The following is a 13,482-nucleotide window of genomic DNA, read 5'->3' as shown; positions in this document are numbered from 1 at the left end:
ATGACGCTCGATACGCTGCAGCGGCGCTTTCGAGAGGGCTCGGTGGGCGGCTGGCGTCGAGGATGAAGACTTTCAGTTGCGAGATTTGCGCGCCAAAGTCGGTACCAATGAGACTGGCAGCACAGGCGACGGTCGGCAGGCTCAAATGCAACTCGGGTATACATCCGCCACCATGACGGGGCACTACGTGCGCAACTACCGCGCGGACACAGTGAAGCTGACCAAATGATGGCTTTGGGAAAAAAGTATAAATTTGCCGAAATCAATCGCGCTACGTTTGATAGCGCGAGATCCGCTATAAGCCATGTGGCGGAAGGCAGCCGACTACAACCATCGGTCGCGGAGACCCGCCAGGTAAGGCTCCCGCAGTCGAAGATAGCCAGCTATCCACAAATCTTCCCATATCGGGCCCAGCAGCAATCCAATATCGGCCCGAATACCTTACCGGCAAAGGGATGCCGATAAGTTTCCCGCCAAAATGCCCAAAAAGTCGCTCGCACGGTCCCGATTGTGTTCGAGTCGCCCCACAAGCCGCCGCGGGGCCGGCATGTGGTTTCCGACGAGAAGATAGACGTAGGCCCGAAGACTGGCGCGGCCCCGGACCTCGTCGGCAAAGAGAGTGGCGCGACTGCGCCACGCCTCACGAATGATAGGCCGTCTCCCCGTGCGAGCTGACGTCGAGCCCTTCACGTTCGCCGTCGCCGTCGACACGCAGGCCGATCGTCATATCGACGAGCTTGAATGCGACGACCGACACGACCGCCGACCACACGAGCGAGGTCCCGACGCCCCAGCACTGTGCAATCAGTTGCTCGCCGATGTGGTAATCGGCCACCTTGTTCGCGACGTAGTCGTAGATCCCGGTTCCGCCCAGCGACGGCGACGCGAATACCCCGGTGAGCAGCGCACCCGCGATCCCGCCGATGCAGTGCACGCCGAATACGTCGAGTGAATCGTCGACACCGAGAAGGCGCTTGAGTCCATTGACGCCCCAATAGCAGACGATGCCCGCGATTCCCCCCATCACGATCGCACCCATCGGCCCAACGAATCCACATGCCGGAGTGATCACGACCAGGCCGGCGATCGCACCGGACACCGCGCCGAGCATCGACGGCTTCTTCTTCAGCGACCACTCGACGAAAGTCCACGACACCGTCGCCGCACATGTTGCCAAAAGCGTCGTGACGAATGCGAGCGTGGCCGCGCCGCTTGCCTCGAGCGCGGAACCCACATTGAATCCGAACCAGCCGACCCACAGCAGCGAACCGCCGATCATCGTCATCGTCAGGTTGTGCGGCGCCATTGTTTCCCGGCCGAACCCCGCCCGCTTGCCGATCATGATCGCACCGACCAGAGCCGAGATGCCCGCATTGATATGCACCACGGTGCCGCCGGCGAAATCGATCGCCCCCTTCTGGAACAGGAAGCCGGCAGTCACGTTGGCCTTGTCGGCCGCCGCGCCGCTCGTGTAAGCGTCGGGGCCCGGCCAATACCAGACCATGTGCGCGATCGGCAGGTACGAAAACGTGAACCACAGCACCATGAACGCCAGCACCGCGGAGAATTTCGCGCGTTCGGCGATGCCGCCCACGATCAGCGCGGGCGTAATCGCGGCGAACGTCAACTGGAATGACACGTAGATGAACTCCGGAATGACGACACCCTTGCTGAACGTCGCGGCGGTGGAGTCCGGCGTGATGCCGACCAGGAACGCCTTCGAAAGGCCGCCGAAGAACGCGTTGCCCTCGGTGAACGCGACGCTGTAACCGTACACCGCCCATAGCACGCCGAGCAGGCAGAACACGACCAGTGTCTGCATCAGGATCGACAGCATGTTCTTGGCGCGCACCATTCCGCCGTAGAAAAGGCCAAGCCCGGGCGCCGCCATCATCACGACGAGCAGCGTCGCGACGATCATCCACGCGGTGTCGCCCTTGTTCGGCACCGCCACCGCCTTGTCGTTCGCGAACGCGGGCAACGCCTGCATCGCGAGCCAGGCCCACAGAATCCAGCCAATCGTCTTTTTCATGTCGTTTCCCAGAATCAAGGCCTGCGCCGCACCGCGATGCACGTGCGAACCGATGACCCACCAGCAACACAAGGAATGGCCGCGACACCGCACGGATGCACGGAGCGAGTCGCGCCGTCTGAATCGGCCGACGACACGGCGCCGCATGCCGCAAGACGGCGTCGTGTCATGCGAACCGTCACACCGCGGTCATGACCGCTCGCCCGGAATCCACGACGTGCCGGCCAGCGGCACGCGCGCCATCGCGGCCGCCTCCACCGTCAGCGCGACGAGATCTTCCGGTTCCAGGTGGTGAACGTTCTGCTTGCCGCATGCGCGCGCGATGGTGGTCAGCTCCATGTTCAGCGTCTTCAGGTAGTTCCGCACACGGCGCGCGCCCTCTTCCGGCTCGAGACGCTTTTCGAGGACCGCGTCTTGCGTCGTCACGCCCACCGGACACTTGCCGGTATGACAGTGATGGCAGAAACCCGGCGACGTATGCAGCGCCGCGTAATCCGCCGCAGCCGAATGCAGCATGCCGTCCTGGAAGTACGATTCGCTGTTGCAGCCGAGCGCCATCAGCACACCCTGGCCGATCGCGACCGCGTCCGCGCCGAGCGCGAGCGCCTTGGCGACGTCTGCACCGGTGCGAATGCCGCCCGACACGATCAGTTGAACCTGCCCCTTCATGTTCAGGTCCTCGAGCGCGGCGACGGCCTGACGGACCGCCGCCAGCGTCGGAATGCCCACGTTCTCGATGAAGCAGGTCTGGGTGGCCGCCGTGCCGCCCTGCATCCCGTCGACCACGACGACATCCGCGCCCGCATGCACCGCGAGCTTCACGTCGTTGAACGTGCGCGTTGCGCCGACCTTCACGTAGATCGGCTTCTCCCAGTCCGTAATCTCACGCAGTTCCTGGATCTTGATCGCGAGATCGTCCGGGCCGGTCCAGTCCGGATGGCGACTCGCCGAGCGCTGGTCGACGCCCGCCGGAAGCGTGCGCATCGACGCCACGCGCGGATTGACCTTCTGCCCGAGCAGCATGCCGCCACCGCCCGGCTTCGCGCCCTGCCCGATCACGACCTCGATCGCATCGGCACGGCGCACGTCGTCGGGATTGAAGCCGTAGCGCGACGGCAGGCACTGGTAGACGAGCGTCTTCGACGAACGGCGCTCCTCCTGCGTCATCCCGCCGTCGCCGGTCGTCGTCGACGTGCCGGCCGCCGTCGCCGCGCGACCGAGCGCTTCCTTGACATTCGCCGACAGCGCGCCGAAGCTCATCCCGGCCACGGTGATCGGGATGTCGAGCACGACGGGCTTCTTCGCGAAGCGCGTGCCGAGCACGGTCTGTGTCGTGCATTTCTCGCGATAGCCTTCGAGCGGGTAACGCGACAGCGACGCACCGAGAAACAGCAGATCGTCGAAGTGCGGGACATGACGCTTCGCCCCGAGGCCGCGAATCTCGTACAAGCCGCGCTGGGCGGCCGTGTGGATGTAGTCGATCGTCTTACGGTCGTAGCCGTACGACTCTTCCTGCTGCAAGCGGGCGAAATGAATGGGTTTGACTTCCATGGCGTTGTCTCGATGGAGCGTGGATTCAATATTCCTGGTTCGCGTCGGCGTTCCAGTGGTAGAGCGTGCGGGCCGAAGCGATGCGCCTGAACGCGCGCGGATCGTGGTCGAGCCCGGCCGCATCGAGCAGCGCCGCGACTGCACTGAAGTCGGCGTCGGCCATCGGCTCGAACTGCGCGTCCGCGCCGAGCGACTTCACTTCGCCCTTCACGTAGAGCACCGCTTCGTATAACGAATCACCGAGTGCGTCGCCCGCGTCGCCGCAAATCACCATCCGGCCTGCCTGGGCCATGAATGCGGAGAAGCTGCCGACCGACCCGCCGACGACGATGTCGCCGCCTTTCAGCGAGATGCCGCAACGCAATCCGGCATCGCCATCGATCACGAGCAGCCCACCGTGCGCGGAAGCACCGGCGCCGTTCGACGCGAAACCCTTCACGTGTACCTTGCCGCTCATCATGTTTTCCGCGACGCCGGTCCCGGCGCTGCCCTCGATGACGATCGTCGCGCGCTTGTTCATGCCCCCGGCGTAATAGCCCGCGTGGCCGTCGATCGTCACGGTCACGTCGGCGTCCACGCCGACCGCGATGTTGTGCGCGCCGTTCGGCGAGGCCACGACGATCGCCTGCCCGTCGAGTACGTCCGCGCTGCCGTGCAGGTACTGGTTGACGTCCCGGACGGTGGCGCGTTCAAGGTCGAATGTCATGCGTTCCATACGTACATCTCCTCGGGTGCGGGTTCGAATACCTTGGCGTTCCTGATGTCCGGCAGATGCGCGAGCGAACGGAACTCCGACGCGATCGCGACGTAATCGTCGTTCTCGGCGACGACGGCCGGCTTGCACGCGAACGGGTCGCGAATCAGCGCCAGCTCGGTGGGTGTCCCCATCAGGAACGTGTAGAAGCCGTCGAGCTCCTCGAAGCCCTTCTGCAGTGCCACGGGCAGCGTGTCGCCTTCGCGCAGTCGCCATTCGAGGAAGCGGCACGCCGCCTCGGTGTCGTTGTCGGTATCGAAGTGAATGCCCTTCGGCTCCAGCTTCCGGCGCACGCCGTAAGGGTTCGAAAGCGAGCCGTTGTGGACCAGGCAGAAATCCTCGCCGGCCGTAAACGGATGCGCGCGATCCGGCGTCACCGCCGACTCGGTCGCCATCCGCGTATGGCCGACCAGATGAGAGCCCTTGAGGCCACCGAACGCGTAACGCGCGGCGATGTCGGCGGGCAGGCCGATGTCCTTGTACAGGTCGATCGAGCGACCGACCGACAGCAAGTACACGCGCGGATAGTGCTCGTTCAGCCAGTGCCTGACCGTGTCGGCCTGCGCGTGAACGGTCAGCACCGCGTGGTTGCCCTTCGCATCGACACGCGCCGCCGCGTCGACGCACGCCTTCAACCGGTCGAGCAGCACGTCCCACGGAAAGTGCTCGCCTTCCTCGGTAAAGCCCGAGTACAGGCTCAGCTTGCGCTGGGCCGGCTCGACCGCGTCACCGAACACAGCGAGGCCGGCCGAGTCCGGGCCGCGTTCGGTCATGCCGATCAGCATCGGCACCATCAACTCGCCCAGCCGGTCGCGCAACGCCGGTGTCTTGACCAGCAATCCTACGATTCCACACATGTTGCCTGCTCCTCAGAAAAATTCGACGTACTGCTTGATTTCCCAGTCCGATACGTGGCGCATGTATTCCAGCCACTCCATTCGCTTGAGCTTGATGAACTCGTTGACCACCGGCCCGAGCGCATCGCAGATCGTCCGGTCGGCTTCGAGCGCGTCGAGCGCCTCGCCGAGGTTTTGCGGCAGTACGCCGATGCCGTGGTCGCGGAGTTTCTGTGCGGGCCACTCGTACAGGTTCTCGTTCGCGGGCGCGCCCGGCGACAGGTCGCGGTCGATGCCGTCGAGCCCGGCGACGATCACGGCGGCCGTCGCGAGATACGGGTTGCACGCACTGTCCGGCAAACGCAGTTCGATTCGGCCGCCCGGCATCCGCACCATCGTCGAACGGTTGTTGTCGCCGTAGCTGACGTACGCAGGCGCCCAGGTCGCGCCGGTCAGCGAGCGGCCGACAACGAGGCGCTTGTACGAGTTCACCGTGGGGTTGCAGAGCGCCGTCAGCGCGGGTGCGTGCGCGAGCAGGCCCGCCGTGAACCGGTAGCCGAGCTTCGACAGGCCCATGCCCAGCGCGTCGCCGTCGTCGGCGAACAGGTTGCGCTTGCCGTCGCTGATCGACATGTGCATGTGCATGCCGTTGCCCGGGCGGTTCGCGAACGGCTTCGGCATGAACGAGCAGATCATTCCGAGCTCGTTCGCGATTTCCGACGCCGCCATCTTGAAGAACACGTAGTGATCGCACGACGTCAGGCAATCGGTGTACGTGTAGTTGATTTCGAACTGTCCGTTCGCATCCTCATGATCGATCTGGTAAACGTCGATGCCGACCGCGCGCAGCGATTCGGTGAGCTTTTCCAGGAACACACGCGTGCGGGACAGCCCCTTGTAGTCGTAGCAGGGCTTCGCCAGCGTATCGCTCGGATCGCACGGCTCGAGCGTGCCCGACGCCGAGCGCTTCAGCAGCGAAAATTCGGGCTCGAGGCCGATAAAAAGCGTCCAGCCGCGCTCGGTCAGGCGGGCAACCTGCTTCTTCAGCGTCACGCGCGAATCGAACGCCCACGGTGCGCCGTCGACGTGACCGTCGCACGCGATGCGTGCCAGCCCGGACTGCCACGGCACCGGCGTCAGCGTCGCGAGATCGCCGACCGCCATGTAGTCCGGCCCGTTCGGCTCGATGCCGACACCCCAGATCGCAAAGCCCGCGAAACCCGCGCCCGCGGTAAGCACGCTGCCCAGATGCGCGACCGGCACCGACTTCGCCTTGGCCACGCCGTGAATGTCGACGAATTGCGCGAGCACGTACTTCACGCCGTGTTGCGCGAGATATGTCTGCGCTTCGTCCACCGAGTCGAAGCGCGGTACGCTTCCAAGCGCGTTGGCTGGCAACGGGCTCGCATCGTTCAGGTTCATCGTCTCTCCTTGCAACTGCTTCGTTCACTGGTTTGCGGATTCCGCCCGACTGGCGAGCGGCCCATTGCGCGACATGGGCAAGCACCGTGTCCGGTACGTTGCGGCCACACCTTCTGCCTACGACGGGATTTATTGATATGAAACAATAATTCCTTGTATGAAACTTTCGGCGCGCAGGCCAGCGCTCGCGACCATGCCAGCGCGCACGCCGCAATCTGCTACCCTTGCCCCTTTTCGAGGTCGACGATGCACACCGCTGACGACACCAAGACCCCGCTCGAACGCTATCTCGGGTCGACCATCCGCGAGCTTCGCCAGCGCCACGGCCTGACCATCGCCCAGGTTGCCGAACAGGCCGGCATCAGCCGCGGCATGCTGTCGAAGATCGAAAACGCACAGACCTCGACCGGCCTCGACGTACTTCACCGCATTGCGCAGGCGCTCGGCGTCTCCATGGCCGTGCTGTTCCGCAACTTCGACGTCCCGCAGGGCGGTGCCCAGCTCGTGAAGAAAGGCGCCGGCATGGAAGTCGTCCGCAAAGGCACGAAAAGCGGCCACACCTACCATCTGCTCGCCTACGACCAGGGTCCACGCAAAATCTTCGAGCCGTTCCTGATCACGATGGAGGACCAGGCGGAACGCTTTCCCGTATTCGAGCATCCTGGCACCGAGTTCATCCACATGCTCAAGGGCGTGATCGAATACCGGCACGGTCAGCAGACCTACATCCTGCATCCGGGCGACACCCTGACGTTCCGCGCCGACGTACCGCACGGCCCGGAGCGCCTGATCAAGACGCCGATCCAGTTCCTGTCGATCTTCGTCTACGGCCCGCCTGCCGACGAATGACCTCCGCGTTGCAAGAGATAACGCAAGCGTCGTGCCAGGTTTATCTGCAGGAATCAAAGATTCCCGTGGATAAACACTTCGAGCAGAACGGCGCCCGTGCGTCACCGGGTGACGACCCACTCCCTGCGTACTACGGGTGCGGCTCCACGCCAACTTCGGTGCAACGCCGCACTGATACGGGAACCACGGTTACGAAGATGTATCAGTGACCCTTATGCTGCGATCGGCGGCAGTGCCGCCAGCACATCCAGCGCCGCGCAGATCATGCGGCGCACCGTCGGCTGCACGAGCGCCGCGCGCGCGGTGTCGTAGGCGAACGGGACGGCTTCGTCCATGTAGGTCGACTGGCACATCTCTAGCTGGATCGCGTGCACACCGCGCGACGGCCGGCCGAACGAGCGGGTGATGAAGCCGCCCTTGAAGCGGCCGTTCGCGACCGACGTGAACGGGCTTGCGGCGGCCTCGCGCTCGACCGCGGCCTGCACGGACGGCGCGACGGTCCTGCTGTCCTGCGTGCCGATGTTCAGGTCCGGCAGCTTGCCGTCGAACAGCCGCGGCAGCGTGCTGGCAATGGAGTGTGCCTCCCACAGCAGCACGTGCCCGTGGCGCTCGCGCAGCCGTGCCAGCTCGGCCGCCAGCGCCGTGTGGTACGGCTGCCAGTATGCTTCGACCCGGCGGCCTTTCTCCGCCGGATCCGGTGCGCATCCTTCGCGATAGACGGGCTCGCCTCGAAACGTTTCGGTCGGACACAGGCCCGTCGTCGTCTGGCCCGGGTACAGGCTCTCGCCGTCCGGCGGACGATTGAGGTCGATCACGTAACGCGAGACCGTGGCACCGAGCATCGTCGCGCCGAGCGTGGTCGCGAACGCGTACAGCCGATCGAGATGCCAGTCGGTATCGGCAAGCGTCAGCGCGCGGTCGGTGTACGCATCGCGCAACGGCGCGGGTATGGCGGTTCCCAGGTGCGGAATCGAAATCAGCAGCGGCGCATCGCCGCGTTGCAGCGTGTAAAGGTCGTTCATCAGGGCTCCGGACGAATTAAAGCAATGCATCTTCGGGCAACTGCGGCACCGCGCGCGCGAGCGCGGGCCGGATCGAATGGTCGAGCACGGCGCGCGTCAGCTCGACGATCTCCGTGACGAAGTCCTCCCACTCACCCTGCCGATGCAGGAGAAAGAAATCGCGCCGGCCGAGCCGGCCGGACGGCAGCGGCACGACCGCGACATCGCCGAGGTAATGGCGCGCCTGCCACAGGCACAGCGGCGTCGAGATCGCGAAACCGAGTCGGGCGGCAACCAGGCTCAGCAGCGGATCGGTCGCGTCGAATTCGAAGCGCCTCGGGCAGTCGATGCCGAGATGGCGCGCGAACCGTTCGACCTGCTGGCCGATCACGGAGCGCGCGGTGTAGCGGATCAACGGCAGTTCGGCGGCCAGCGTTCGCCAGTCGACCTTCGGGCGCCCGGCCAGATGCGCGCGCGCGACGACCGCGACGAAGGCTTCCGAGAACAACGGCACTTCGACGATGCGCGCATCGCTGAGCGTGGTCTGGGTACATACGGCGACGTCGATCTCCCGGTCATGCAACTGCTTGCTCAATCCCGGCGTGATCCCCGACCACATCGAAATCTGCCGCGACGTGCCCGACACCGCCCGGATCAACTCCGGCCCGACCGTCGCCGCGAACGAATCGACGCAGCCGAGCCGCACGGGCAGCCGCCCCGTGTCCGACGCGTCGCCGACGCGCGTGCTGACCATCTGCGCATGCTCGAGCAGCGGACCGGCCAGCTCCAGCAAGGCCCGTCCGGCGATGTTGGGGCGCGGCGGGCGGCTGTCGCGATCGAACAGCACCGTCCCCTGCTCGCGCTCGAGTGCGGAAACCGCCTGGCTGATCGCGCTCTGGCTGACGCCGATGCGCCTGGCCGCGCCGGTCATCGAACCGGTCTCGCACACGGCGACGAAGGCCTGCAGCGCACGCAGGTCGATGGGCGGTGGGGTACGTCGCATAGCGGCTCCAGTGGCGGCGGGGTCGGCCGTTCGGCAATACGGGATGAATGGTGCGCCGGTTCGGCCTGCCCGGGCGCTGGATGAGTGCTACCGGGCACGTTGCATAAGTTTGCCTAATACAAAATTCGGCGCTGCCGCGGCTCCCTAGAATCGGCTCGTCGCTTACCCAGAGGGAAACCATGAGCCACTTCGATTTCATCGTGATCGGCGCCGGCGTGATCGGCACGTCGGTCGCGCATCATCTTGCGTCGCTCGGCGCACGCAACGTGCTCGTCATCGAACGCGGCATGATCGGCGCCGGCACCACGTCGCAATCGTCCGGCCTGCTGCGCACGCATTACTCGGTGCGCCAGAACGTCGAGCTGGCGCGCTCGTCGTGGTCGGCCTTCAACCACTTCGCCGAATACGTCGGCGACGACGAGGCGTCGTGCGGGCTCGTCAAGTGCGGCTACATGATCTGCGCGCCGGAGGGGGCGAAGCTCGAGCCGCTGCGCGCGTCGCTCGACGCGCAGCGCGCGATGGACATCGAAGTGCAGTTGCTCGATCGTGACGACGCACACGCCCGCCTGCCGATCGCGCAGTTCGACGACGCCGCGCTGATCGGCTTCGAGCCGGAAGCGGGCTTCGCGGACGCATACCTGGTCGCGATGAGCTTCGCCAAATCGGCCCGCCGGCGCGGCGTGAAGATTCTCGAAGGCACGACCGTCACGGGCGTCGTGCGCGACGGCCGCCGCATCGTCGGCGTCGACACGAGCGCCGGCCGCTTCATATGCGGCACGCTGATCAGTACGCAGAACATCTGGACGCCGGAACTGTCCGGCTGGATCGACGTGCCGCTCCCCGTCAAGCCGGAACGGCACACCGTGCTGGCGCTCGAATGCGACGCACGTTATTCGTTCCAGATGCCGGCGTTCAAGGACCTCGGCTCGCCCGGCATGCTCTATTACCGCAGCTACGGCGGCAGCCAGATGCTGGTCTCCGAGGGCATCGTCGGCGAAACGCTGAACGCGCCCGAAACCGAACAGGGCGACATCTCGCTGGATTACGTCGCCGAAGTCGGCGCGCAGGTCGCCGAACGTTTTCCCGCCTACGAGACGGCCGGACTCGCGTCGTCGTGGACCGGCGTCTACGACGTGACCCCCGACTGGAACCCGGTGCTCGGCAACGTCGGCGACCTTGAAGGGCTCGTCGTCGGTTTCGGCTTCTCGGGCCACGGCTTCAAGTTGTCCCCCGGCATCGGCCGGCTGCTCGCGCAGCATGCGCTCGGACAGCCAACCGACGTGTCGCTCGCCCCTTACTCGCTCGAACGCTTTACGACCGGCGCGTTGCTCACCGGCAAGTACGGCCTGGGCGCCGTGTCCTGATTGTCATCCTTCCGACGAGATATTCCCATGCCCCTGAAGATACTGGTGCCCATCAAGCGCGTCGTCGATCCGAACGTGCGCGTGCGGGTCGGCTCCGCCGGCTCGATCGAGACGACCGGCCTCAAGACGTCCGTCAACCCGTTCGACGAATGCGCGCTCGAAATGGCGCTGCGCCTGCGCGAAGCCGGTCATGCCGCACAGGTGAGCGTCATCACGTGCGGCCCGTCCGCCTGCCAGGACGTGCTGCGCACCGGCCTCGCGATGGGTGCCGACGACGCGATCCTGGTCGACACCGGTGACGCTACCGCGTCGCTCGACTCGCTGGGCGTAGCACGGCTGCTGCACGCGTACCTCGGCACGTCGCCGTACGACCTCGTGCTCTGTGGCAAGCAGGCGATCGACGACGACACCGGCGGCGTCGCGCCGATGCTGGCCGGCCTGCTCGGTTGGCCGCAAGGTCTCGATGCAACCGCTCTGGTACCCGACGGCGACGGCTGGCGCGTCACGTGCGGCGACGACAGCGGCACCGCGATCTGGCGGCTGGCGGGAAGCGCCGTCGTGAGCGCCGACTTGCGTCTGGCCGAACCGCGCCGCGTGACGCTGCCGAGCATCGTCAAGGCCAAACAGAAGCCGCTCGCGATCATTCCCGCCGCTCGATTCACGGTCGACCTCGCGCCGTCGTCACGCGCGGTGCGACTCGACGAGCCCACCGTACAGCGCTCGGGTCACCGCGTGGCCGACATCGATGCGCTGATTGCCGCGCTCGCCGCACACAACGTCTTTGCCCATACAGGAGTCTGCGCATGAGAACGCTGGTTGTTGCCGAAGCCTCGGCCGACCATACGCTGCCGGACGTGGTCCGGCGCGTCGTGACCGCGGCAACGACACGCCGACATCCCGTCGACTTGCTGGTACTCGATCCCGCGACCGCTGCGGAAGCCGCGCTGATCGACGGCGTCGACCAAGTGCTCCGGCCCGATCTGCCGGACGCTTCCGGCCTCGTCGCGCCGGAAAGTCTCGCCGCGTTGCTGGCCGAGCTGGCACCGTGCTACACACTGATCGCGGCTGCCCATCGCACGCTGGGCCGGAATGCGTTGCCGCGGGCCGCGGCGCTCACCGCTGCGGCGTTCGTCGCGGACGTCACCGGCATCACAAACGACGGGCGCTTCGTGCGCGGCTGGTATGCGGGAAGCATCGTCGCGACCGTCGAAAGCGTGCGCGAGAACACCTTTGCGACCGTGCGCGCATCGTCGTTCGCGGCAGCCGGTGCGCGAGCCGAACCGGCACCGATCGATTCCGTAGCTGCCCCGCCCGCCTTCGCCGCGACCACACTGGTCGAACGCAACGGCGCCCAGACGGCCGGCATCGATCTCGCGAATGCACCGATCGTCGTGTCCGGTGGACGCGGGCTCGCGTCCAGCGAGAACATGGCACGGCTCGGCGCGCTCGCGTCGCGTGTCGGTGCAGCCCTCGGCGCATCGCGCGCCGCGGTCGACGCCGGCTACGCACCGAACTCGATCCAGGTCGGGCAAACCGGCAAGATCGTCGCCCCCGACGCCTATCTGGCGTTCGGGATCTCGGGCGCCGTTCAGCACCTGGCCGGCATGAAGGATTCGAAGTTGATCGTCGCCGTCAACAAGGATCCGGATGCGCCAATCTTCTCGTTTGCGGACGTGAGCTTCGTCGGGGACCTGTTCGACGTGATGGCCGCACTTGAACGTCACGTCGAGGCCGGAGGTGGCGCATGACGAACGCGGATTCCGGGCAGGAGCGCGCCCCGCGTGCGACTGCTTCGCTTTCCTCGACCGGGCGAGCACCGTGGACGTCACGCTTCCCGTCTATCCGGTTCATCGATTGCACGCAAATCGAGCCAGAGGCGTGGGCAAACGGCGCGGGCGTCACGCGTACGATCGCAAACCGCATCGGCCCGAACGGCAGCGTCGACTGGCGTATCAGTCTCGCCACGCTCGAGGGATCGGCCCGCTTCTCGCAATTTCCGGGCGTCGACCGGATCCTCGTGCCGATCGACAACACGAGCGTCGAGCTTCGCGCACAGGACGGGCATCTCGTCGCCCACCCGATCGTGCCGGCACGCTTTCCCGGCGACTTGCCGGTGTGGACGACCGATATCGCGCGGCCCATGCACGTGCTCAACGTGATGACGCGCAGAGCTTCGTGCCAGGCCGCCGTTAGCGTGATGACGCATTCGTGCCGCGTAACGCCTGCGTCAACGCATCTGCTGATTTGCGCGGCCGGCCGATGGCGCTTCGGCAGTGCGTCGCTCAGCACCCAGACGCTGCTGCCGATGCACGGTCTATGGCTCGACGACCGTGTAGAAGAACTCGATCTGCAATCCGACACACTTGACTCCCGTCTGATCTCGGTCGCGATCGAGTCAGTCGAACGCTGATCCTTGCCCGTTTATCCGCTCATGTCTCACGCCTCGCTTATCGAACAATACGGCCCGCGCGAATCGATGGAATACGACGTCGTGATCGTCGGCGGCGGCCCCGCCGGGCTGTCGGCGGCGATCCGGCTCAAGCAGCTGGCCGCCGAGAAAGGCGCCGAGATCGGCGTGTGCGTGCTCGAGAAAGGTTCCGAGATCGGCGCGCACATCCTGTCGGGCGCGGTGATGGACCCGCGCGCGATCACCGAGCTGTTCCCCGACTG

At 65.8% G+C, this 13,482-nt stretch carries 13 protein-coding genes; 6 read left to right on the top strand and 7 right to left on the bottom strand.

Features of this window, described 5'->3' with window-relative positions; all coding sequences use genetic code 11:
* Positions 1-640: 640 nt before the first annotated feature.
* The 5 genes from WT97_RS07855 to glnT form a co-directional block, all read right to left on the bottom strand.
* On the bottom strand, positions 641-2,032 hold the full coding sequence (locus WT97_RS07855) for an ammonium transporter (protein ID WP_060036077.1): 1,392 nt from the start codon (positions 2,030-2,032) through the stop codon (positions 641-643).
* 189 nt (positions 2,033-2,221) lie between these two features.
* Entirely contained in the window at positions 2,222-3,583 is a 1,362-nt protein-coding gene (locus WT97_RS07850; RefSeq protein ID WP_034191060.1) for an FMN-binding glutamate synthase family protein, read from the bottom strand.
* Positions 3,584-3,608: 25 nt separating this feature from the next.
* A complete protein-coding gene (locus WT97_RS07845) occupies positions 3,609-4,298 on the bottom strand; it encodes a protein glxC (RefSeq protein WP_060036059.1) in 690 nt (229 codons plus the stop codon).
* A complete protein-coding gene (locus WT97_RS07840; protein WP_060036060.1) occupies positions 4,286-5,194 on the bottom strand; it encodes a class II glutamine amidotransferase in 909 nt (302 codons plus the stop codon). Before WT97_RS07840 ends, WT97_RS07845 begins: the two co-directional genes overlap by 13 nt.
* Positions 5,195-5,206: 12 nt before the next feature.
* Positions 5,207-6,595: a type III glutamate--ammonia ligase gene (gene glnT / locus WT97_RS07835; protein WP_179949758.1), complete on the bottom strand. Its 1,389-nt coding sequence runs from the start codon at positions 6,593-6,595 to the stop codon at positions 5,207-5,209.
* A 246-nt stretch (positions 6,596-6,841) separates the two neighbouring features.
* Here glnT and WT97_RS07830 point away from each other — a divergent pair, with 246 nt between their 5' ends.
* Positions 6,842-7,444 carry a helix-turn-helix domain-containing protein gene (locus WT97_RS07830; protein WP_060036061.1) on the top strand — a complete coding sequence of 201 codons (603 nt, stop codon included), beginning with the start codon at positions 6,842-6,844 and terminating at the stop codon, positions 7,442-7,444.
* A gap of 212 nt (positions 7,445-7,656) precedes the next feature.
* Here WT97_RS07830 and hutG read toward each other — a convergent pair whose 3' ends face one another.
* Positions 7,657-8,466 carry an N-formylglutamate deformylase gene (hutG, locus tag WT97_RS07825; RefSeq protein ID WP_060353261.1) on the bottom strand — a complete coding sequence of 270 codons (810 nt, stop codon included), beginning with the start codon at positions 8,464-8,466 and terminating at the stop codon, positions 7,657-7,659.
* Between the two features lie 16 nt (positions 8,467-8,482).
* On the bottom strand, positions 8,483-9,448 hold the full coding sequence (locus tag WT97_RS07820; protein ID WP_060036063.1) for a LysR family transcriptional regulator: 966 nt from the start codon (positions 9,446-9,448) through the stop codon (positions 8,483-8,485).
* 179 nt (positions 9,449-9,627) lie between these two features.
* Between WT97_RS07820 and WT97_RS07815 the strand changes: the two genes are divergently transcribed.
* The 5 genes from WT97_RS07815 to WT97_RS07795 all read left to right on the top strand — a co-directional run.
* Positions 9,628-10,812 (top strand): FAD-binding oxidoreductase, encoded by a 1,185-nt coding sequence (locus WT97_RS07815; protein ID WP_060036064.1) that lies wholly within the window; start codon positions 9,628-9,630, stop codon positions 10,810-10,812.
* 27 nt (positions 10,813-10,839) lie between these two features.
* Positions 10,840-11,619: an electron transfer flavoprotein subunit beta/FixA family protein gene (locus WT97_RS07810; RefSeq protein WP_156440221.1), complete on the top strand. Its 780-nt coding sequence runs from the start codon at positions 10,840-10,842 to the stop codon at positions 11,617-11,619.
* Positions 11,616-12,560, top strand: a complete 945-nt coding sequence (locus WT97_RS07805; RefSeq protein WP_060036065.1) for an electron transfer flavoprotein subunit alpha/FixB family protein — start codon at positions 11,616-11,618, stop codon at positions 12,558-12,560. The genes WT97_RS07810 and WT97_RS07805 overlap by 4 nt, the downstream gene beginning before the upstream one ends.
* Positions 12,557-13,222 carry a HutD family protein gene (locus tag WT97_RS07800; protein ID WP_082742280.1) on the top strand — a complete coding sequence of 222 codons (666 nt, stop codon included), beginning with the start codon at positions 12,557-12,559 and terminating at the stop codon, positions 13,220-13,222. Before WT97_RS07805 ends, WT97_RS07800 begins: the two co-directional genes overlap by 4 nt.
* A 21-nt stretch (positions 13,223-13,243) precedes the next feature.
* Positions 13,244-13,482 (top strand): NAD(P)/FAD-dependent oxidoreductase (locus tag WT97_RS07795; protein WP_156440220.1); only part of this gene is annotated, 239 nt, incomplete at its 3' end.

The organism is Burkholderia sp. MSMB1459WGS (genome assembly GCF_001534535.1).
In the GTDB taxonomy this organism is placed as follows: domain Bacteria; phylum Pseudomonadota; class Gammaproteobacteria; order Burkholderiales; family Burkholderiaceae; genus Burkholderia.
Note: the sequence above shows the minus strand (reverse complement) of the source record. Positions and strands in the feature narration are given on the sequence as shown.

Coding starts and splice junctions, on each gene's coding strand:
- WT97_RS07805 (WP_060036065.1), top strand. CDS start 11,616: ATGAGAACGCTGGTTGTTGCCGAAGCCTCGGCCGACCATACGCTGCCG.
- WT97_RS07850 (WP_034191060.1), bottom strand. CDS start 3,583: ATGGAAGTCAAACCCATTCATTTCGCCCGCTTGCAGCAGGAAGAGTCG.
- WT97_RS07855 (WP_060036077.1), bottom strand. CDS start 2,032: ATGAAAAAGACGATTGGCTGGATTCTGTGGGCCTGGCTCGCGATGCAG.
- hutG (WP_060353261.1), bottom strand. CDS start 8,466: ATGAACGACCTTTACACGCTGCAACGCGGCGATGCGCCGCTGCTGATT.
- glnT (WP_179949758.1), bottom strand. CDS start 6,595: ATGAACCTGAACGATGCGAGCCCGTTGCCAGCCAACGCGCTTGGAAGC.
- WT97_RS07815 (WP_060036064.1), top strand. CDS start 9,628: ATGAGCCACTTCGATTTCATCGTGATCGGCGCCGGCGTGATCGGCACG.
- WT97_RS07810 (WP_156440221.1), top strand. CDS start 10,840: ATGCCCCTGAAGATACTGGTGCCCATCAAGCGCGTCGTCGATCCGAAC.
- WT97_RS07820 (WP_060036063.1), bottom strand. CDS start 9,448: ATGCGACGTACCCCACCGCCCATCGACCTGCGTGCGCTGCAGGCCTTC.
- WT97_RS07845 (WP_060036059.1), bottom strand. CDS start 4,298: ATGGAACGCATGACATTCGACCTTGAACGCGCCACCGTCCGGGACGTC.
- WT97_RS07840 (WP_060036060.1), bottom strand. CDS start 5,194: ATGTGTGGAATCGTAGGATTGCTGGTCAAGACACCGGCGTTGCGCGAC.
- WT97_RS07830 (WP_060036061.1), top strand. CDS start 6,842: ATGCACACCGCTGACGACACCAAGACCCCGCTCGAACGCTATCTCGGG.
- WT97_RS07800 (WP_082742280.1), top strand. CDS start 12,557: ATGACGAACGCGGATTCCGGGCAGGAGCGCGCCCCGCGTGCGACTGCT.